General features: G+C 53.7%; 16 protein-coding genes. 6 read left to right on the top strand and 10 right to left on the bottom strand.

Going from position 1 to position 19,420, the window contains the following annotated elements:
• Positions 1 to 155 precede the first annotated feature (155 nt).
• From osmV to osmY, 4 genes are read right to left on the bottom strand one after another with little or no spacing between them, the layout of a single operon-like run.
• Positions 156 to 1,292 carry an osmoprotectant ABC transporter ATP-binding protein OsmV gene (gene osmV, locus AC6I8L_RS09830; protein ID WP_034823431.1) on the bottom strand — a complete coding sequence of 379 codons (1,137 nt, stop codon included), beginning with the start codon at positions 1,290 to 1,292 and terminating at the stop codon, positions 156 to 158.
• Positions 1,292 to 1,939 carry an osmoprotectant ABC transporter permease OsmW gene (osmW, locus tag AC6I8L_RS09825; RefSeq protein ID WP_034823432.1) on the bottom strand — a complete coding sequence of 216 codons (648 nt, stop codon included), beginning with the start codon at positions 1,937 to 1,939 and terminating at the stop codon, positions 1,292 to 1,294. The genes osmV and osmW overlap by 1 nt, the downstream gene beginning before the upstream one ends.
• Before the next feature lie 9 nt (positions 1,940 to 1,948).
• The gene (locus AC6I8L_RS09820; RefSeq protein WP_058960491.1) at positions 1,949 to 2,875 is read right to left on the bottom strand and encodes a glycine betaine ABC transporter substrate-binding protein; all 927 of its coding nucleotides are present in this window, start codon (positions 2,873 to 2,875) and stop codon (positions 1,949 to 1,951) included.
• Between the two features lie 16 nt (positions 2,876 to 2,891).
• Positions 2,892 to 3,608, bottom strand: a complete 717-nt coding sequence (gene osmY / locus AC6I8L_RS09815; protein WP_034823434.1) for an osmoprotectant ABC transporter permease OsmY — start codon at positions 3,606 to 3,608, stop codon at positions 2,892 to 2,894.
• Between the two features lie 384 nt (positions 3,609 to 3,992).
• Between osmY and AC6I8L_RS09810 the strand changes: the two genes are divergently transcribed.
• Positions 3,993 to 5,453, top strand: a complete 1,461-nt coding sequence (locus AC6I8L_RS09810; RefSeq protein WP_058960492.1) for an MDR family MFS transporter — start codon at positions 3,993 to 3,995, stop codon at positions 5,451 to 5,453.
• Between the two features lie 31 nt (positions 5,454 to 5,484).
• On the opposite strand, the gene AC6I8L_RS09805 is transcribed toward AC6I8L_RS09810, so the two are convergent.
• Positions 5,485 to 5,781: a DUF1161 domain-containing protein gene (locus tag AC6I8L_RS09805; RefSeq protein ID WP_034823436.1), complete on the bottom strand. Its 297-nt coding sequence runs from the start codon at positions 5,779 to 5,781 to the stop codon at positions 5,485 to 5,487.
• Positions 5,782 to 5,833: 52 nt separating this feature from the next.
• Positions 5,834 to 6,169, bottom strand: a complete 336-nt coding sequence (locus tag AC6I8L_RS09800; RefSeq protein WP_058960493.1) for a DUF1283 family protein — start codon at positions 6,167 to 6,169, stop codon at positions 5,834 to 5,836.
• Positions 6,170 to 6,299: 130 nt separating this feature from the next.
• On the opposite strand from AC6I8L_RS09800, the gene AC6I8L_RS09795 reads away from it, so the two are divergent.
• Positions 6,300 to 6,629, top strand: coding sequence for a YnfA family protein (locus AC6I8L_RS09795; protein ID WP_072226535.1), 330 nt, complete (start codon positions 6,300 to 6,302; stop codon positions 6,627 to 6,629).
• Between the two features lie 34 nt (positions 6,630 to 6,663).
• Here AC6I8L_RS09795 and ydfG read toward each other — a convergent pair whose 3' ends face one another.
• From ydfG to AC6I8L_RS09775, 4 genes are all read right to left on the bottom strand, one after another.
• Positions 6,664 to 7,410, bottom strand: coding sequence for a bifunctional NADP-dependent 3-hydroxy acid dehydrogenase/3-hydroxypropionate dehydrogenase YdfG (gene ydfG / locus AC6I8L_RS09790; protein ID WP_058960494.1), 747 nt, complete (start codon positions 7,408 to 7,410; stop codon positions 6,664 to 6,666).
• 504 nt (positions 7,411 to 7,914) lie between these two features.
• Positions 7,915 to 9,840, bottom strand: a complete 1,926-nt coding sequence (locus AC6I8L_RS09785; protein ID WP_064511340.1) for a methyl-accepting chemotaxis protein — start codon at positions 9,838 to 9,840, stop codon at positions 7,915 to 7,917.
• 254 nt (positions 9,841 to 10,094) lie between these two features.
• Complete coding sequence (locus AC6I8L_RS09780) at positions 10,095 to 11,714, bottom strand: methyl-accepting chemotaxis protein (RefSeq protein ID WP_058960495.1); 1,620 nt, start codon at positions 11,712 to 11,714, stop codon at positions 10,095 to 10,097.
• A gap of 118 nt (positions 11,715 to 11,832) precedes the next feature.
• Complete coding sequence (locus AC6I8L_RS09775; protein ID WP_058960496.1) at positions 11,833 to 12,897, bottom strand: alpha/beta fold hydrolase; 1,065 nt, start codon at positions 12,895 to 12,897, stop codon at positions 11,833 to 11,835.
• A gap of 606 nt (positions 12,898 to 13,503) precedes the next feature.
• On the opposite strand from AC6I8L_RS09775, the gene guaD reads away from it, so the two are divergent.
• From guaD to xdhC, 4 genes are read left to right on the top strand one after another with little or no spacing between them, the layout of a single operon-like run.
• Positions 13,504 to 14,832, top strand: a complete 1,329-nt coding sequence (gene guaD, locus AC6I8L_RS09770) for a guanine deaminase (protein WP_058960497.1) — start codon at positions 13,504 to 13,506, stop codon at positions 14,830 to 14,832.
• Positions 14,829 to 16,271: a xanthine dehydrogenase small subunit gene (gene xdhA, locus AC6I8L_RS09765; RefSeq protein WP_058960498.1), complete on the top strand. Its 1,443-nt coding sequence runs from the start codon at positions 14,829 to 14,831 to the stop codon at positions 16,269 to 16,271. Before guaD ends, xdhA begins: the two co-directional genes overlap by 4 nt.
• Entirely contained in the window at positions 16,261 to 18,627 is a 2,367-nt protein-coding gene (gene xdhB, locus AC6I8L_RS09760; protein WP_058960499.1) for a xanthine dehydrogenase molybdopterin binding subunit, read from the top strand. Before xdhA ends, xdhB begins: the two co-directional genes overlap by 11 nt.
• Positions 18,614 to 19,396 (top strand): xanthine dehydrogenase accessory protein XdhC, encoded by a 783-nt coding sequence (gene xdhC / locus AC6I8L_RS09755; protein WP_058960500.1) that lies wholly within the window; start codon positions 18,614 to 18,616, stop codon positions 19,394 to 19,396. Before xdhB ends, xdhC begins: the two co-directional genes overlap by 14 nt.
• Positions 19,397 to 19,420 lie beyond the last annotated feature (24 nt).

Raw genomic sequence — 19,420 nt, 5'->3', positions numbered from 1 at the left:
CGCCATAAACCATCCCTGGGGCTCGGCCCGCGCCATCCCTGGCGCAGGACGCTTTACTCCTCTGCCGCCTCTTCCAACGTGTTAGCTGTCGTGCGGTTTGTCTGGACTCGGGCTGCCGTGCACTGTGCCTTAAGATTCAGCCATTGTGCGATTGGTTAAGGATTCAGTCTGCGGCGCGTACGTCCCGAGCTGAGATAGTCCGCGATATAGTCTTGCGAAATCTCACCGCTGTAGCGTCCTTCCTCATCGACGATCGGCATCCAGACGGTGTTGTGTTCATACAGCTTGGAAAGCACCACGCGCAGATTTTCTTCGGCCTTACCCGTCACTTTAAAGGTATGCAGCATCTCCTCGCAGCGTCCGGCGGCATTACGCGCTTCGCGACGTTTCACAAAGCCCAGCGGCTTGCCATCATTATCTACCACGGTGACAGATCGCATGTCGTTGTCATCCATGGTGGCGAACGCCTCCTGCAACGGCGTGCTGCGCTGCACGGTGATGGTTGGCTGCTGATCGGTGACGTCGCCCGCCTGCACCAGCAGCAGGCGTTTCAGCGTACGGTCCTGGCCAACAAATGATCCAACAAAATCATTGGCGGGTTTTGCCAACAGCTCATCGGGACTGGCGCACTGTACGATTTTGCCCTGTCCAAACACCGCGATGCGGTCACCCAGTTTGAGTGCTTCATCGATGTCATGGCTTACCAGCATTACGGTTTTCTTCAACTGGCGCTGCATTTCGAGAAACTCATTCTGAATCACTTCACGGTTGATTGGGTCGACAGCGCCAAAAGGTTCGTCCATCAGCAGTACTGGTGGATCAGCCGCCAGCGCGCGGATCACGCCGATACGCTGCTGCTGACCACCTGACATTTCTCGTGGATAGCGATGCAGGAATTTGCTGGGATCGAGCGCCACCATGCTCATCAACTCGGTAGCACGTTCGCGGCAGCGCTTTTTATCCCAGCCCAGCATGCGCGGCACTACGGTAATGTTCTCTTCAATGGTCATGTTAGGGAACAGACCAATCTGCTGAATCACGTAGCCGATATTGCGGCGCAGCGTCACGGTATCTTGTCCGCTGGTGTCTTCACCGTTGATCAAAATTTTTCCGCTGCTGGCTGGGATCAGACGGTTGATCATTTTCAGCGTGGTGGTCTTGCCACAGCCGGAGGGGCCGAGCAGCACGCACATCTCTCCGGCAGGGACTTCCAGGCTGACGTTATCTACGGCGTTAAAGGCGGTGCCGTTTTTTTGTGTAAAGGTTTTCGTCAGGTTTTCCAGTTTTATCATTATCGAATCCCCTTAGGAGTCAGCGCCGACTGCAAACGGTGCAGTAGCCAATCAAGCACAATCGCTAATAAACAAATCATTAGTGCACCGGCAATCAGCATGCGCACATCACTGCCGCTGATACCATCCAGCAGCTGTAAGCCTAATCCGCCTGCGCCGATGACTGCGGCAATCGCCATCACGCCAACGTTCATGACCACCGCAGTGCGGATACCGCCGAAGATCACTGGCAGCGCCATTGGAATTTCGACCCAGCGCAGGCGCTGCCAGAAAGTCATGCCTATGCCGCGACCGGCTTCACGCAGCCCTGGCGACAGGTTTTCCAGTGCGGTATGGGTGTTACGCACAATCGGCAGCAGGGAGTAAAGGAACACCGCGCAGATAGCAGGCAATGCACCAATACCCTGACCGATCATGGAAAACAGCGGAATCATCAGACCAAACAGCGCGATGGTTGGAATCGTCAGTACGATGGTGGCGATACCGAGCACCGGCGTCGCGAGCCATTTAAAGCGCACAATCAAAATGCCCAGTGGCACGCCAACAATGATGGCGAATCCCACTGCCACCAGCACCAGCCAGGTATGCTGCCAGGTTAAGGCCATCAGGGTGTGCCAGTTACTCATGATGTAATGCAAAGTCTCCATGACGCCTCCTTACAGCATGTTTTTCGATTGCAGGAAATCACGCGCCACCTGCTGCGGTGACTGATGATCGATATCAACACGTTTGTTCATCTCGGTGATCGCTTCGTCGGTGATCAGCGGTGAGAGTTGATTGAGGGCCGCATCCAATCCCGGATGGCTTTTCAACACATCCTGACGTACGACTGGCGTGACGTTGTAACTCGGGAAGAAGTGTTTATCATCTTCCAAAACCTTGAGATCAAAGCCTTTGACTCGCCCATCGGTGGTATAAATCAAGCCCGCATCGACAAAACCATCACGTACCGCGTTGTACACCAATCCCGGATCCATCTGGCGAATCTGCGGGCGATCCAGCGGCATGTCGTAGGCTTTCTGCAACGGCTTCAGGCCATCGGAACGGCCGGAGAACTCTAAGTCGAGCCCGAGTTTCCAGTTGTGGTCGGGGTCGGTTTTGCGCACCTGTTCCAGTTTGGCAACCAGCTGTGACATGGTGCTGATGCCTTCTTTATCGGCGCGTGCACGCTGCATGGCAAATGCATAAGTGTTGTTCATTGGCGCGGGATCGAGCCACACCAGACCCAGTTTGGCATCGAGTTGTTTAACGGTTTTATAAGCCTCTTCAGATGACATCGGTTTGTTGATGTGGTTGAAGATGATCAGCGAGGTACCGGTGTACTCCCAGGTCATATCGATTTGCTTGTTGATCATCGCATTACGACCAATCGTGGTGGCGATATTGGTTTTAGGGACCACCTGAAAACCTTTCTTTTGCAGCCAGAGCACGGTCATGGCAGACAAAATATGCTGTTCGGTAAAGCTCTTGGTTGCCATCACAATCGGCGTGGCCGCAGCGGCGGTTTGGCTGATGGCCAATGTCGCGGCCAGTGCCAGCGCCGTGTGTTTCACCCAGCGCGTTAAGTTATGCGTTTTACCCATCACTTAGCTCCTTGTGTTAAGCCGCAGAGTGCGGGCTGAGGAATCGACCCAATGCTGCCAGCAGCAAATCGAGGATCAACGCAAACAGGGCGGTGGCCACGGCGCCGAGGATCAACGTAGGGAAGTCATTGAGGTAAATGCCGGGGAAAATCAGTTCGCCAAAACTGCTGGCACCAATCAGGAAGGCCAGCGGTGCCGTACCGACATTGATGGCGGTCGCAATGCGCACACCCGCCAGAATCACTGGCAAGGCATTGGGAATTTCTACCTGACGCAGACGTTGGAATTTGGTCATGCCGATGCCGTTGGCGGCTTCAATCAGCGAAGGCGGCACCGCGCTTAATCCGGAATAGGTATTACGCACGATAGGTAGCAATGAGGCGAGGAACAGGGCGATTAAGGCAGGGCGATCGCCAATCCCGACAATGACCATGGCCAGTGCGAGAACAGCCAGCGGCGGCAAGGTATTCCCGACGTTAAAGATCTGCATCACATATTCCGCCCAACGACGAGCAAACGGGCGGCTGAGCAAAACCCCGCTCGGAATGCCAATCAGCAGGGCGAAAAACATTGACCAAAACACTAAAAACAGATGCTGCTGACCCAGATAAATTAAGTCCTCTTGCCGGTCGCGCAGCGTATTCAACCCGATTCCCCAAACCAGCAGGGCAATCACCGCGACGATGGCCAGTAGTGCCAGCCCGGCTCTACTAACGAGCGATGCATTTTGCATGCGAGAGTCTCCCTGATTCGACAAATTGTTCGATCTTGTTATGTCATTTCACGGTTGAGGACGTAGTGGAGAACAAACCACATACGAAAATCCTTCACGCTAATAAATTGCAGATAAAATGACTGTTAGATAGTGCTTTTCCAGTGAATAACTGGAAAGTGCTGTTAAAAGCTATAGCAATGCTTAGCGTATTGCGCCAGTTTTCACGGCAAAATCAGACAGATAGAAGGGCGGGTAAAACCTTCTTAACCCGCATGAAATAAGGCATCATCTAACAATAAAAAAAATTCATCGAATTGTGTGACGTTGTCACACAATGGGCGCACGCAGAGGAAACTCGTCTGATGGAAAATCAGCTAGCCTTGAGAGAAAAAAGGGAGACGTATGACTGAAACTGCAGAATTGAACACGGAACATCGCCACTGGATCCTTATCGCCTGCATGCTCGCCATGTTTATGGCCGCGATTGAAGTCACCATTGTGGCGACCGCGATGCCGACCATTATTGCTGAACTCGGCGGTTTCTCGCAGTTTGGCTGGGTCTTCTCTATCTATTTGCTGACTCAGGCCGTGAGCGTGCCACTCTATGGTCGGCTTGCTGATATGTGGGGGCGTAAACGACTCTTTTTCATTGGCGTCTCGCTGTTCCTGATCGGTTCGGTATTGTGCGGTTTTGCGCATACCATGACGTGGTTAATTCTGTTTCGCGCGTTTCAGGGCCTGGGTGCAGGCGCAATTATGCCGCTCACCAGCACCATTGTGGCCGACATCTACTCCCCGCGCGAACGTGCCAATGTGCAAGGCTGGCTCTCCAGCGTCTGGGGTGTCGCGGCTATTATTGGGCCGCTGAGTGGTGCCTGGCTGGTGCAGCACTTTAACTGGTCGGTGATTTTCTGGGTCAACGTGCCGATTGGTCTGTTTTCCATGCTGCTATTAGCGCGTTTCTTACCGGCGCGTGAACATCACAAAGGGGCAACGCTGAATCTTACCGGCAGCTGCTGGCTGATGATTTGCGTTACGGCGCTGTTAGTGGCGCTGTTGCAGGCGGATGCCCTTGGTTACTGGTTACTGGCATTCCTGTTATTGGCATTGCTGGCGGGCTGGCAATTAAAACAGCATGAACAGCGAGCTGAGGCACCCCTGTTTCCTCTCGCCATCTGGCGCAGCCGGTTAATTCTGGCAGGCAATGCCGGTAATTTGATCATCGGTGCCACCATGATGGGCATCAGCGCGTTTCTGCCAACCTGGATTCAGGGTATTACTGGCGGTACACCGCTGCAGGCGGGGAGTGCGTTGGCGATGATGTCGATTGGCTGGCCGTTAGCCAGCACGCTGAGTGGTCGATTGATGTTAGTCACGTCCTATCGCTTTACCGCGCAGCTGGGAGCCTTATTATTGATTGCGGGTAGCGCGCTACTGCTGCTATTGCGTACCGACAGTTCAATCATGCAAGCCGGGCTGACTGCTTTTGTCATTGGCACGGGTATGGGCATGACCAGCACCACCTTCCTGGTGTCGGTGCAAAACCATGCGCACTACGACATTCGTGGCATTTGCACCGCGTCAATTATGTTTAGCCGCATGCTGGGTTCAGCGATTGGTACTGCGCTGATGGGCGCGGTACTGAACTTCAATCTTGCGCAGCGTCTGCCACAGGCCAGTGATCCGATGCAGCAAATCATGTCACATGAAAGCCGTCAGTCACTGTCCGAAGCGACGTTGCATCAGTGGACCGGGCAGATTGCTGCTTCGCTGCATTGGGTGTTTGTGGTGGCGTTAGTGATTGCGATGCTAACGTTGTGGATTGCGTGGTTGATGCCGCGTCAGCGGCCAGAGGCAGAATAGAAAAGGGCGGCCATCAGCCGCCCTTTCAGTATTACTGCGCGGGAGCATCCTGTGAACTGCCTGCGCTAGCCGGGACATTGCTTTCACTGTCTCGGCCGTTTTTCTTATACACGATTTTCTGGCTGTCATTTTCGCAGTGACCCACTACCTGGCCGCCCGCTTGATCGGCCTGATCGTTAGGCACGATATCCAGCGTAAAGTCCGATTCGGCCACGCCGTTACTGACGATCTTCTTACTGATATCCGCTTTAACGGTTTCACAGGAAGCCTGCGCCAGCATCGGCAACGCCAGCATTGCCATCAACATCACTGCATTACGTTTTTTCATCACACTCTCCTTGGTTCTGAATTCCCTAGAAAACTATAGCAGCAACATAGAATTAAGGTGCGACCGTACGGCCGGTACGACGATCAAGGCAGCGCAGGGTGTTCGGTTCCCAATACGCATTGACGTTGTAGCTCTTCTCGCAGCTATCTCGGGTGTCAAAAGCCTTATCGGTTTTATCGAACTCTTTCTCTACGCGCGTATTCACTTTATTGCGTAGGTTTTTCGTGTCGTTCCACTGTTCTTTGCTTTGACGCGCGGCTTCGTTGCTGGAAGCACTGTTGCCGTTCTCAATGATCAGGCGGTCGGTTTGGGCCGATGCCAGCGGAGCGGTCAGCAGCGCACCGGCGGTTAACGCCAAAGTCAGCAGGAGAGAAAACAGGTTTTTCATTGTGATTTCCTTTAGTTAACACCAGCACAGCCAGAAACCCGGCTGTCACAACCATGAGGGCTAGTATATCATCGCTGCAACTTTGCTCACCAGCGGTGAGCCTTTTGTTTAGGCGAGAGAGAGATTTTCTATGCTGGTGAAAACCACTTTACTGTTTTTTTTGACTGCGATTGCCGAAATTGTTGGCTGTTTCCTGCCGTGGCTGTGGCTGAAGAAGGGAATGACCGCGTGGCTTTTACTGCCTGCAGCGGCGAGTCTGGCGTTGTTTGTCTGGTTGCTGACGCTGCATCCGGCAGCGAGCGGTCGTGTGTTCGCGGCTTACGGGGGTGTCTATGTGGTGACGGCGCTGATTTGGCTGCGCGTGGTGGATGGCGTCAAGCTCAGTACATGGGATTGGATTGGCGCGCTTGTAGCGTTTAGCGGCATGTTGATTATTGTCGCCGGTTGGGGCCGGGCGTAAGCGATGGGCGCAACCTGTGCGCCCGTGACAATATTCAGCCTTTATGCACTTTCAGACCCGCAAGCGTCTGGGAGACCGGCATGATTTCCAGCGTATTGATATTGACGTGTTTAGGCAGTGTCGTGACCCAATACACCGCTTCAGTGACATCTTCCGCTGTCAGCGCGGTGGTGCCTTCGTAAACGGCATCCGCACGCCCATCATCGCCTTTGAAGCGCACATTAGAAAACTCGGTGCCACCCACTAAACCCGGCTCGATATCGGTGACGCGCAGCGCGGTACCGTGCAAATCGGTACGCAGATTGAGGCTGAACTGGCGTACGAATGCTTTGGTCGCGCCATAAACGTTGCCGCCCTGATAAGGCCAGCTGCCCGCGATGGAGCCGATGTTTACGATGTGACCGACATTGCGCTCCACCATGGCCGGCAGCACGGCACGCGTCATGTACACCAAACCTTTGTTATTGGTGTCGATCATGTTTTCCCAGTCTTCAATATTGGCTTTATGCGCGGGCTCGATCCCTAATGCCAGACCGGCATTATTCACCAGCACGTCGATTTCACGCCACTCTGCGGGCAGCGCAGCGATAGCTTCATCAATAGCGGCGCGATTACGCACATCCAACTGAACGGTATAAAGGTTGGCACCCAACTCCTCTTTCAGCGCTTTCAGACGCTCTGCGCGGCGTCCGCTGGCAATCACTTTATGACCATTAGCGATGAAGCGACGGGTGATGCTTTCACCAAAACCGGCGGTGGCGCCAGTGACAAAAATAATCATCTCACTGTTCCTTAAACAATTGTACGTCAATGTTAACCAATTGATTTTAAATTTAAAAACCAACAATGAAACTCTACGAATTATGGGCGGGGGAAGCGAGATCATTTAGTATGTGCCTGGTTGAGCAAATTTACCCGGCTGTACTCAGCTCTCCAATCCATAAACCGTATACATCATAAACCATCTATGCAGGCTCATGGTCGTTGTGCGTTGCGATAAATGTGGGATTAGCCGCTGTGGAGGGCATTTAACCTGCAGCTTTGAGGAGGGCGGAGGCACGGACACAGCACTGCACGTGGGTCAATCCATGCTAACAGGTTGCATGCTTTGGTTGATTCAAGACATGCTGCTGCTTTTATGACTCACCGAGCCTGACGTGTGCTATCAGAGGTATTCAATTCATAACCGGATTCGGCCTGCTGTTTGCTCAGCGTTGCGAACGAAAGCGAACCTGGCATCGCGGTTTATCACCACGATACCAGGCGCGTGTTTTGGCTCAGTGAATCAGAAAGAACTCCAGTTATCCTCTGGGGAGCTTCCCGCTGTTGCCAGCGCTGTACGCGATTTCAGCGGAGAGAGAACCGGCTTTTTCACGTGGCTTTCAGATTTGGATATCACCGCATCAGCGTTATCCATCAATTTGAACGTGCTGACCAATTCTGCCATTACGGCGGCCTGCTCGGACATGGATTGAGCTGCGCTGGCGGACTCTTCAACCAGCGCCGCATTCTGCTGCGTGGTGGTGTCAATTTGCCCCATCGCGATATTGATTTGACCAATACCATCGCTCTGCTCGCGGCTGGCATGGGCAATCTCTTCAATCAGCTGCGTCATATTGTGGATATCAGACACAATACTGGTCATTCCGTGATCGGCTTTCACAACCAGCTCCCTGCCTGACGTCACGCGTGCAACCGTGTCATCAATCAGTGTTTTGATCTCGCGCGCGGCACCCGCGCTGCGCTGCGCCAGACTACGCACTTCACTGGCAACCACCGCGAAGCCTCTTCCAGATTCTCCCGCTCGCGCAGCTTCAACAGCAGCATTCAGTGCCAGAATATTGGTCTGGAAAGCAATGCCGTCAATCACCTTAATAATTTCGGACATTTTCTGCGAATCGTTCGAGATTTCCTGTATGCGTGTCGAAACATCGTTCATTACGGCACCGTTGTCTCTGACCGCGGAGGCCACGCCACTGACAAACTGGCGCGCCTGCTCAGTATTACTGGCGGTATTGCTCAGCGTTGAAGTCAGCTCTTCTAACGTGGCGGCCGTTTCCTCCAGGCTTGCTGCCTGTTCATCGGTACGAGAGGCCAGATCATTGTTGCCACCGCTGATTTCACTGGAAGCAAGCGCGATGTTGTTGGCACCTTCACGCACGCGCAGCAGCACGCCCGAGAGTTTTTCAACAAAGCGGTTGAATGCCGCTGATATCTGCGCCAGCTCATCTCCGCCGCGCACCTCCAGGCGACGCGTCAGATCACCTTCCCCTGAAGCAACGTCTTCCAGGGCGTCGCGTAAAATGGCGAGGCGACGCAACTGCTGGTTGAACACCAGCCCGGCAATCAGCGCGGTAATAATCAGACTCACCAGGGTGATGAGGATGCTTTCCCGCTGTAATGTCGTCAGAGATGCCGTCACTTCATCACGATCAACGGCAATCACCAGTGACCACGGCGTCCCTTTGACGGGAGAGGCATAAACGAACTGCTGTTCACCGCCGATAGTCAGTTCAGCATGTCCGCCCTGACTGGCCAGATTTTGGATGACTTTGAGGTCGAGTGAAGGTGACAACTCAGTGACCGGCTTGAGAATAAGGTCTGACTTCGGCGCGGCAATCAATTTACCGCTGCTGTCCACCAGGAATGCAAAGCTCTTCTCCAGTGGATGAATCGCATTCACCGTATTGGAGACGGTATCCAGGTGCAGATCGCTGCCGATCACACCCAATGTTTTTCCGTTATCGACAATCGGCTGAGCAAAAGTAATGGTCAGCTTGCCGGTTGACGCATCAACATAAGGGTCCAGCAACACCGGATGGCCAGCTTTAACCGTTTCCAGATACCACGGACGCTGGCTGCCATCATAGGTGGCTGGCATAGGGTGGACGAACACATGGGAATGAGGCTCAGGATAGACGATATAGGCATCATCAAACTCGCCAGCTTCGATCGCCGCACGCAGAAAAGGGACCGCATCGTCATGACGACCAAAAGCCGTTTTGATCGAACCGGTGATCCGTTGTTTCTCTGCCGCCCAGCCAGCCAGTTCCGCCGCATGAACGCGGGAGAGTTGGCCAATGTGCTCATCAATGCTTTCAAGTGTCTTTCCACGCACGGTGGTGTAGGTAAAAGTGGCAAGTGCGATAAGGGATACTGCCGTGATGACCACGCTGATAGCGATTAAACGCGAGCGTATTGTTTTAAACATGTTTGACCTTCCACCCAACTGGATCACATTAGAGGTTTGTTTTTTCCAGAATGCGTCCTGCGTCACTGAAAATACGGAATACGTATTCAGTTATCGGTAACCCCATCTAAAACTGTAGGGAAACGATTGCGCGGTGGAAGAGTATTAAGGCACTAAAAAGGGGAAGGGAGTTAGCGCGCCCGTCATCATGATAATGAGAGACGGGCACACTTTCCTTAACGAAGCGAGCGCTCGAATGCACTCGCTGATACCGCTTAATTTAACGCGACGAGGGACAGCTGATGCGAGTCGGTATAACGGTCAGTGGCCAATGGCATCGCATCCTCATCAACCTGAAACTGCGTCACCGACTGCTGCAAATTCACCACCTGCTGTTGCAGTGAGCTGGCAGCGGTAGCCACTTCAGCCACCAGTGAGGCATTCTGTTGTGTTACGCCATCCATCTGCTGGATAGCGATATTGATCTGCGAGATGCCGCGCGTCTGTTCGCCGGATGCCAGCATCACTTCATCCATGATATCGACCACTTTTTTCACATCGAGCATCACTTCATTCATGGTGACGCCAGCATCTTTAACCAGTCCTGAACCCTGCTCAATGTTGCTGAGCGAGTCATTGATCATCAGGCCAATTTCCTTCGCGGCGGTGGCGCTGCGCTGAGCCAGCACCCGAACTTCCGAAGCGACCACGGCAAAACCGCGTCCTGCTTCACCGGCGCGCGCGGCTTCTACCGCAGCGTTCAGGGCCAGCAGGTTGGTCTGGAAGGCTATGCCGTCAATCACACCGACGATGTCGCCGATTTTTGCCGAGCTTTTCTCAATGGAACTCATGGTGGTGACCACTTCAGACACCACTGTTGCACCACGCGAAGCAGAATCTGAAGCCTTCTGCGACAATGCGTTAGCTTTGCGCGTGTTGTCCTCATTGTTTTTCACTGTCGCCATAATCTGCTCCATACTGGATGCCGTCTCATCCAGCGAGGCCGCCTGTTGCTCAGTACGGCTGGAAAGATCGATATTACCGGTGGCGATCTCTTCTACGCCGGAGCCGATTGCATCGGTGCCACTGCGGACCATCAACACCATGTTCGCCAGGCCATCGCGCATACGCTGGACAGCGGCAAACAGTTGCGCAATTTCATTTTTACCGGAGATGTCGATGCGCGCACGTAAGTCGCCTTCGGCGATGCGATCAAACACGTTGATCACATGATTGAGCGGCTTAACGATAAGATTGGTCATCACCGACCAGGCCAGCGCGGCCAAAACCAGCGCACAGGCGATACAAAAATACAGCGTAAACGCCATATGCTGAACCCGATCGCTGGAGTCACTGTATGCGACATCAATACTTTTAATTTTAAAGGCCACCAGCGCTTTAGAGGCTTTATCAAAGGCACCGTATAACGCCGTTGATTTCCCTGCACGCTGGCGGTATTCATCCAGTTTGCCTGCTTCGAGCGCGGCAAAAGCCGGATCGATAAACTCTTTCATCAGCGCATCGCGTGTAGTGGCCATTTCAGCCGCAATTGGCTTCTCTGCTGAGGATTGTGGATATTTCAGATATTCCTGCCATTTCGCACTGGCGTTATCTATTTTTCCTCTGGCGCGCTCTAGCGCGACTTTGGCTTTTTCGGCATCGCCACTGCCCACCAGTGATTCATATAAACGCAAATCCAGTCGTCCACGTAATAAAAGTTCTGAGCTTTCATTGAGCGCCACCAGGCCCGGCAAAACTTCGGTATCAACGGTGGCAAAGGATTTATTGCCAGACTGTACGGCAAATAACCCTAAAATACCGACGAACAGCAATAATGCTGTTAATGAAAAAACCATGATGCTGAGGGCGGTGCGGATCTTTATTCTATGAAACATAACTATTCCCTGAGAACGTTTAATTGAAAAAGATGAAGGCGTAGTAACAATGATTTTTTTATTAAAAGGGGAAGTCATGAGTGTGACTTCCCGTCAACAGGCGGATTTAACCCAAATACTAAGGCTTAGCGGTCTCGGCTAAGAAGGTCTGCAGTTTTTTATTATAAAACTTTGCTTGCATCATAGTGCCATGACCGCTGGTTTCAGCACTGGCCGGAATGAGCAGTAACTCCGCTTTCTTTATCTTGGGCAATTCACTTTGCAAAATGCCGGTTTCAACCGGATTACGTTCATCATCTGCTGAATTAATGATCAGCATTGGTGCGGTAATACGGTTCAACCCAGGCATGGCATTATAATTTGCCGACGAACCCCAGATATAAATGAAATCGTTGGCATCCGCGGTGACAGGCGCAGCAAGACGTGCATCCACCAGTTGGTCTGCCAGCGCGCGCGTCGGAGCTTTATGTTGATAAGCGAGCGTACCGCCGGTGGTGGCAATGCTGAACATGATATTGGCGGTTTTAAGCGTAGGGGGTTGCTGTTGATAGTTGCCTTCAGCCCAGGCAGGATCGCCTTTGATCGATTCAATCAGCATGCGGCGAAGCATCCAGTTGCGTCCGGATAACTCATTCGGCTGCGACGCCATCGGGACCAGTGCATCCATCATGCCGGGATATTTTTCACCCCACAGCCACGTCTGCATCCCGCCCATGGAATAGCCCATCACCAGGCGTAAATGCGAAATGCCCAAACCTTCTTTAATCAGCCGATATTGTGCTGTCACCATATCGTCGTAATCGTAATGCGGGAAGGCCATTCTCAAGCCATCAGAAGGTTTGGATGATTTTCCTGAACCAATGCCTTCCGGGATGATAATAAAATACTTGCTGGCATCCAGCGCCTGTCCCGGGCCAAATAACTCCCCGGCAAATCCCGGTGCCAGTAGGGCACTCAGAGGTTGATTGGTTCCGTGCAGTAATAATACCGCTGGTTTATTCTTATCACCTAAAGTAATGTAGTGAATGCGCACATCTTTTAATTTTTCACCGCTATTAAAGCTAAATTCTTTTGCGATCCAGTCAGCTTCTGTCGGCGTGGGTAATGAACTGGCTGCGTGCGTTATGGGTGATACAGTTAACAGAATGGCACTGGCCACTCCTGATATCATGCGATTAAACATAAACGTCGCTCTTAAGTGATGATATTCCCTGGAAGGCTGATATTAGTTTTAATAGAGATAAATCCCAATTAATATCAACGGGATTCAAGGAAAAGCAGACAATAATCTTCTTTTTTGAGTTTTAATAAGATGATTTTTATGCGGTTGTTCTTATGCTGATACATCCGCATGCCATGATGATGTTTAATATTTCTGTATTAATTCTCTTATTTCATCTGTCTCATCGTATTCCCTCTCATTTGTTTTCATTATCAGCGCTTCTTAGCACACCCAAATCCTTCCTCTGCCACACCGGAATCTTCCTGAAGTAAAATCTGTGCACTACAAGCGTGCGGCGCTGCACTTAAATGGCGCGCAGTTCGTGTTGTCATTACGCTTATTTACTCAGACATCTCGTACCTGACACGCTTTTTATCCCCATGCAATCGGTTGCTTATTTTAGCAACCGATTGCGCATTCGATTGCGGTTCCAAAGGGACATGAAATTGAATGCGTGGTGGGTAAGTTGTTGATAGATAGAACTATTTTTATAATTCCTCATTGGCATAGCGTTTGCAATAAACCTTGAAGGCAACTCATTGCACTTTTACTTATCAAGGAACCGTTATGCCTTACGCCTCTGAAACCCTATTGCGCGCCAGCTTTTTTGATTTCACCGCACTGGCTTCTCAGCCCGATGATATCGCTGCGCATGCGCGCTACCTCGAAGACGGCTTGCTGACGCTGCGCGAGGGTAAGGTGGTGTCGCTTGAAAACTGGGAGATTGCAGAAGGGCGCACTGATACCGCCAGGGTAATCGATCTGCGCGGCAAGCTGATCGTGCCGGGCTTTGTGGATACACATACTCATTATCCGCAAACAGAGATGATTGGCGCATTTGGCGAACAGTTGCTGGAGTGGCTAAACCAATATACTTTTCCGGTTGAGGGCCAATATCACTGCCCGGATCACGCGGCACAGATGTCTGCCTTCTTCCTGCAGCAACTGTTATCCAATGGCACCACCACGGCGCTGGTGTTTGGCACGGTGCACAAACAATCGGTCGATGCGTTGTTCCAGGCCGCGCAACAGCTGGATATGCGTCTGATTGCCGGAAAAGTGATGATGGACCGCAACGCCCCCGCGTATCTGACTGAAACACCGGAAGAGAGCTATCAGGACACGCGTGAACTGATTGAACGCTGGCACCAGCGTGGGCGTTTAAGCTATGCCTTGACGCCACGTTTCGCGCCCACCTCCTCGCCAGAACTGCTGGAGAAAGTCCGTCAACTGCGCAGCGAGTTCCCGGATACCTGGCTGCACACCCATCTGAGCGAAAATCAGCAGGAGATCACGTGGGTCAAATCGCTGTTCCCGGAGCGGGACTGTTACCTCGACGTTTATCATCACCATCAGCTCACCGGAAAGCGCAGCGTGTTTGCACACTGCCTGCATCTGGAAGAGAACGAGTGGCAATGCCTGCACGACACCGATTCCTCTATCGCATTTTGTCCGACGTCGAACCTGTTTCTTGGCAGTGGCCTGTTCAATATTAAACGCTGCTGGCAGCAGGGCGTGCGCATGGGCATCGGCACCGATGTCGGCGCAGGCACCACCTTTAATATGCTGCAAACCCTCGGTGAAGCGTACAAGGTTGGGCAGTTACAGCAGTACAAACTCAGCGCCTGCGAAGCCTTTTACCACGCGACGCTGGGCGGCGCGCATGCACTGGATATCGACGATAAAATTGGCAATTTCAATCCCGGCAAAGAAGCGGATTTCGTGGTGATCGACCCGGCGGTTTCGCCGCTGCAAAAGCTGCGTAGCGGTAATAGCAAAGATATCTGGGAACGCTTATTTGTGATGATGACGCTGGGAGACGACCGCAACATTGCGCAAACCTGGGTCAGCGGCAAACCGGTGTGGCAGCGCGAGCGAGAAGAGGCAACGGTATGATCCAGTTTCTGCTGAATAATCGGCTGGTCACCGAAACGGCCTTAGACCCGAATCTGACCGTGCTTAACTACCTGCGTAGCCATCAACAGCGGCGGGGAACCAAAGAGGGCTGCGCATCAGGTGACTGCGGTGCCTGTACGGTGACGCTGGGAAAAGTGGTGGCGGGGCGAATGCACTATCAGGCCATCAACAGTTGCCTGACGCTGGTTAGCAGCCTGCAAGGCAAACAGCTGATCACCGTGGAGGATTTGAAACAGGGCCGTGAACTGCACAGCGTGCAGCAGGCGATGGTGGATTGCCACGGCTCGCAATGCGGCTACTGTACGCCGGGCTTTGTCATGTCGCTGTTCACTTTGCAGAAAAATACACAGGGCTGGAATCCGCAGCAGGCTGAACAAGCGCTGGCAGGCAATCTGTGTCGCTGCACGGGCTACCGGCCAATTATGGCCGCCGCACAGCAAGCTTGTGAGCAACCCGCAGAAGATAATTTTACGGCGGATGAGTCGGCACTGGTTCAGCGCTTACAGGCGTTGAATAACCGGGAAGTACAAATACTGGAAGCCAACGGCAGCCGCTGTTTCGTACCGAAAACACTGGCACAGCTCGCGGCACTGTATCAGCAGTATCCTGAAGCGCAATTGTTGGCCGGCGGCACCGATCTCACATTGAAAATGACTCAGCAGTACCAACGCTTACCGCTGTTAATCGCGTTAGAGCAGGTTGAGGCGTTAAGCGCCTGTTCTGAGGATGAGCAGGATATTCATCTGGGCGCTGCTGCACCGCTTCATTATTGCTACCATTTCCTGGCGGCGAGAATTCCTGCCTTCAGTGCCACACTGGAGCGCTTTGCATCATTACAGATCCGCAATCAGGGTACGCTCGGCGGCAATATCGGCAATGCTTCGCCGATCGGTGATTCTGCGCCCATGTTGCTGGCACTCAATGCGCGATTGGTGTTGCAGCAGGGAGAAAGCCTTCGTGAAGTCCCGCTGGACCAGTTCTTCACTGGCTACAGGCAAACCGTGTTGCAGCCAGGGGAATTCATTCACTCAATAGTGATACCGAAAGTGACGGTGTCACCTGATTTCGTGGCATGGAAAGTGGCAAAACGTTTGGATGATGATATTTCGGCGGTGTTTATCGCCATCAACATTCAGCTTAAAGAAGGCGTGGTGGTGCAGGCACGACTGGCCTTTGGCGGCATGGCCGCAACGCCCAAACGGGCAACCGCAGCCGAGGCCGCCCTTAATGGTCAGCCACTGAATCAAGCTTCCATTGAGCAAGCCTGCGCGGCGCTCAGCCAGGATTTCCAGCCGTTAAGCGATTTCCGCGCTAGCGCCGACTACCGCTTGCAGGTCGCGCGCAATCTATTGCGTCGTTACTACGCACAAACCTGTGGCGAACTGACCCTTACCGAGGTGGCGCGCTATGTCTCATAACCGACCCGAAGTCAGCGAAACGCTGTTAAAAAGCCAGTTTGCCAGCGACATGAAAACCGGTGTGGGCCGCAGTCAGAAGCATGAAAGCGCCGATAAACACGTCACGGGCGAGGCGATCTACATTGATGACCGGCCGGATCTGCCTGGCCTGTTGCATCTTTGCCCGCGTCTCAGTGAACATGCTCATGCACGTATTACACATGTCGATGTACAGCCTTGCTATGCCGTGCCCGGCGTGGTGAGCGTGCTAACCTGGCGCGATGTGCCGGGCCTGAATGATGTCGGCCCATTAGAACCGGGCGATCCGTTACTGGCAATGGATACCGTGGAGTATCTCGGGCAGATTGTGATTGCGGTGGCAGCGGATTCACCCGAAGCCGCGCGCGCCGGTGCTGCCGCCGCCATCATCGAATATCAGCCGCTGCCGGCGATCCTGGATGTGCGCGAAGCCCTGGAGCAGCGTCACTTTGTGCAGCAACCGCACGTGCATCAACGGGGTGATGCTGAAGCGGCGCTGGCGCGTGCGCCGCATCGTATTCAGGGTGAATTTCATATAGGCGGTCAGGAGCACTTCTATCTGGAAACCCAGACCGCGTTAGTGATCCCAGGTGAAGACGACAGCCTGCAGGTTTTCTCATCGACCCAGAACCCGACGGAAGTGCAGAAGCTGGTGGCCGAAGTGATGGATATCACCATGAACAAAGTCACCATTGATATGCGCCGGATGGGCGGCGGGTTTGGCGGTAAAGAGACGCAGGCTGCGGGTGTGGCCTGCTTGTGTGCGATTGCCGCGCGCCAGACGCGGCATCCGGTAAAAATGCGTCTGGCGCGACGCGATGATATGCGTATCACCGGTAAGCGCCATCCCTTCTTTGTCCGTTACGATGTGGGCTTTGATGATGAAGGTCGTTTCTGTGGTGTCAAAATCGATTTAGCGGGAAACTGCGGTTATTCCCTCGATCTGAGCGGATCGATCGTCGATCGCGCGATGTTTCACGCAGATAATGCCTACTATCTTGGTGATGCGCTGATCACCGGTTATCGCTGCCGTACGCACACCGCGTCTAATACTGCCTATCGCGGTTTTGGCGGGCCTCAGGGCATGGTGGCGATTGAGCAGATCATGGACCATATCGCCCGCGAGCGCGGTTTGGACCCGCTCGAACTGCGTAAGCGCAACTATTACGGCAAGCAGGATCGCAACATCACCCATTACCATCAGCAGGTGGAGGATAATCTGCTGATGGAGATAACGGAACAGCTGGAAGCCAGCAGCGATTACGCCACGCGTCGCGCGGACATCACAGCGTTTAACGCCAGTCATCGTTATATGAAACGCGGTCTGGCCTTAACGCCGGTGAAGTTTGGCATCTCCTTTACCTCCAGCTTCCTCAATCAGGCCGGTGCCTTAATTTTGATCTACACCGATGGCACGGTGCAGCTCAATCACGGTGGCACTGAAATGGGTCAGGGACTGAATACCAAGGTGGCGCAGATTGTCGCGGAAGTGCTGCAAATCGATATCAGCCAGATTCAGGTCACGGCGACCGACACCGGAAAAGTGCCGAACACCTCACCCACGGCGGCTTCCAGCGGGGCCGATCTTAACGGCAAAGCGGCGCAGAATGCCGCGCAGATATTGCGCGATCGCATGACGGAAATGCTGTGTCAGCAGCATCACTGCACGGTCGACGCCATCTCCTTTAGCAATGGCATTGTGCGCGTTGGCGAGTTGCACTTTACCTTTGCGCAGGTGGCGCAGCAGGCGTGGCTGAATCAGGTGCCGTTATCCGCCACCGGATTTTACAAAGTGCCCGGCATCCATTACGACCGCAATGCCGGACGCGGCAAACCCTTCTATTACTTCGCCTATGGCGCGGCGTGCTGCGAAGTGCTGGTGGATACCTTAACCGGTGAGTATCGTTTGCTGCGCGCGGATATCCTGCATGACGTTGGCGCCTCGCTCAATCCGGCGCTGGATATTGGGCAAGTGGAGGGCGGTTTCGTGCAGGGCATGGGCTGGTTAACCTGCGAAGAGCTGGTGTGGAACGATCAGGGCAAGCTGCTGACAGACGGCCCGGCGAGTTACAAAATCCCCGCCATCAGCGATGTCCCACATGATTTGCGCGTCACGCTGGTAGAGAACCGTAAAAACCCGCAGGACACGGTATTCCATTCGAATGCCGTGGGTGAGCCGCCGTTTATGCTGGGCATTGCGGTGTGGTGTGCGTTACAGGATGCCGTAGCCAGCGTGGGTAACTACCGCCGCCATCCGCTGCTGGATGCACCCGCCACGCCGGAGCGCGTTTTCTGGGGCCTGCAGCGCCTCTCAGGAGCGGATGATGATTTATCATGACTGGATCGCCGTACTGCACAGTTTGCGCGAGAAACGTGAGAGCTGCGTTTTAGTCACCGTGCTGAGCCAGCGCGGATCGGTCCCGCGCAATCGCGGCAGTAAAATGGTGGTCAGCGCCAGCGACACCTATCTCACCATCGGCGGCGGTCATCTGGAATATCAGTGCATTGCGCTGGCGCGCGACATGCTGGAGCAGCGTTGTCTGGAGCCGCGCAGCGAAGAGTTTGCGCTGGCCGCGCGCCTCGGCCAGTGCTGCGGCGGGCATGCCACGCTGCTGTTTGAACCGCTGATGCAGCAGCAACCTGAAATCCAGCTTTACGGCGCAGGCCACGTCGGTCAGGCGCTGGTAAACCTGCTGGCAACGTTACCCTGTCACATTACCTGGGTTGATAGCCGCGCCGCCCAGTTTCGCCATGTGCCGCCGGGCGTCACGGTGCGTCAGGTAGAGGACCCGATCGATTGCGTCAAAGAGGCCGCGCCCGACAGCTACTTCATTGTGATGACCCACGACCATCCGCTCGATTTGGCGCTAAGCGAAGCCATTTTGCGGCGCGGTGATTTTCGCTATGCCGGCGTTATTGGTTCGGCTACCAAAGCGCAGCGCTTTCGCTATCGGCTGGAAGGCAAAGGGATCGCTGCGGATGCAGTGGCGCGGCTGCGCTGTCCGCTCGGCCTGCCGGATGTGAAAGGCAAACTGCCAGCGGAAATCGCCGTGGCGGTAGCGGGTGAAATCATCAGTGTGTATCAGCGCCAGCAGAGCGGTTGTTGAGTGACGTTGAAACTGCCAGGATAG

The sequence above is a fragment of the Type-E symbiont of Plautia stali genome (genome assembly GCF_059731115.1).
Note: the sequence above shows the minus strand (reverse complement) of the source record. Positions and strands in the feature narration are given on the sequence as shown.

Bases quoted from the DNA above. Each gene is read 5' to 3' on its own strand.
- osmV (WP_034823431.1), bottom strand. From the start codon at position 1,292: ATGATAAAACTGGAAAACCTGACGAAAACCTTTACACAAAAAAACGGC.
- osmW (WP_034823432.1), bottom strand. From the start codon at position 1,939: ATGGAGACTTTGCATTACATCATGAGTAACTGGCACACCCTGATGGCC.
- AC6I8L_RS09820 (WP_058960491.1), bottom strand. From the start codon at position 2,875: ATGGGTAAAACGCATAACTTAACGCGCTGGGTGAAACACACGGCGCTG.
- osmY (WP_034823434.1), bottom strand. From the start codon at position 3,608: ATGCAAAATGCATCGCTCGTTAGTAGAGCCGGGCTGGCACTACTGGCC.
- AC6I8L_RS09810 (WP_058960492.1), top strand. From the start codon at position 3,993: ATGACTGAAACTGCAGAATTGAACACGGAACATCGCCACTGGATCCTT.
- AC6I8L_RS09805 (WP_034823436.1), bottom strand. From the start codon at position 5,781: ATGAAAAAACGTAATGCAGTGATGTTGATGGCAATGCTGGCGTTGCCG.
- AC6I8L_RS09800 (WP_058960493.1), bottom strand. From the start codon at position 6,169: ATGAAAAACCTGTTTTCTCTCCTGCTGACTTTGGCGTTAACCGCCGGT.
- AC6I8L_RS09795 (WP_072226535.1), top strand. From the start codon at position 6,300: ATGCTGGTGAAAACCACTTTACTGTTTTTTTTGACTGCGATTGCCGAA.
- ydfG (WP_058960494.1), bottom strand. From the start codon at position 7,410: ATGATTATTTTTGTCACTGGCGCCACCGCCGGTTTTGGTGAAAGCATC.
- AC6I8L_RS09785 (WP_064511340.1), bottom strand. From the start codon at position 9,840: ATGTTTAAAACAATACGCTCGCGTTTAATCGCTATCAGCGTGGTCATC.
- AC6I8L_RS09780 (WP_058960495.1), bottom strand. From the start codon at position 11,714: ATGTTTCATAGAATAAAGATCCGCACCGCCCTCAGCATCATGGTTTTT.
- AC6I8L_RS09775 (WP_058960496.1), bottom strand. From the start codon at position 12,897: ATGTTTAATCGCATGATATCAGGAGTGGCCAGTGCCATTCTGTTAACT.
- guaD (WP_058960497.1), top strand. From the start codon at position 13,504: ATGCCTTACGCCTCTGAAACCCTATTGCGCGCCAGCTTTTTTGATTTC.
- xdhA (WP_058960498.1), top strand. From the start codon at position 14,829: ATGATCCAGTTTCTGCTGAATAATCGGCTGGTCACCGAAACGGCCTTA.
- xdhB (WP_058960499.1), top strand. From the start codon at position 16,261: ATGTCTCATAACCGACCCGAAGTCAGCGAAACGCTGTTAAAAAGCCAG.
- xdhC (WP_058960500.1), top strand. From the start codon at position 18,614: ATGATTTATCATGACTGGATCGCCGTACTGCACAGTTTGCGCGAGAAA.